We start from the raw sequence: 708 nt of genomic DNA on the forward strand, positions 1-708 counted from the left end.
ACATCGACTGGACGCCGTTCTTCCTCGCGTGGGAGCTGCCCGGCACGTACCCCAGCGTGCTGCTCGACACCCGCGTGGGCGATCAGGCGCGCGCGCTGTTCGCGGACGCGCAGCGCCTCCTCGACGTGGCCGAGCGTGACGGGAGCCTCACGGCGCGCGGCGTGATCGGCCTGTGGGAGGCCCGGCGTGACGGCGACGACATCGTCCTGGAGACGGGCGACGTCCTGCACACCCTGCGGCAGCAGCGCGAGCAGCCGACCGCGAACGTGGCGCTCGCGGACTTCGTGTCCCCGGAGCGCGACTTCGTGGGCGCCTTCGCCCTGAGCGTGCACGGCGCCGAGGAGCTCGCGCTCGCCTTCGAGGCGCAGCACGACGACTACTCCGCGATCCTCGCGAAGGCCGTCGCGGACCGCCTCGCGGAGGCCTTCGCGGAGAAGCTCCACGCGGACGTCCGCACGCGCTGGTGGGGCTACGCCGAGGGCGAGGACCTCACGAACGAGGACCTCATCCGCGAGCGCTACCGCGGCATCCGCCCCGCGCCGGGCTACCCCGCGCAGCCCGACCACACCGAGAAGCGCACCCTGTTCCGCCTGCTGCGGCCCGAAACCGTCGGCATGAGCCTCACGGAGTCCGGCGCGATGGGGCCCGCCGCGAGCGTGTCGGGCCTGTACCTCGCGCACCCGGAGGCGCGCTACTTCGCGGTGGGCC

At 73.9% G+C, this 708-nt stretch carries 1 protein-coding gene; it reads left to right on the forward strand.

Annotated features, from left to right (window positions below):
* Window positions 1–708 (forward strand): vitamin B12 dependent-methionine synthase activation domain-containing protein (locus DEIPI_RS27980; RefSeq protein WP_045233510.1); only part of this gene is annotated, 708 nt, incomplete at both ends.

It is taken from the genome of Deinococcus pimensis DSM 21231, assembly GCF_000519345.1.
Classification (GTDB): Bacteria; Deinococcota; Deinococci; order Deinococcales; family Deinococcaceae; genus Deinococcus_A; species Deinococcus_A pimensis.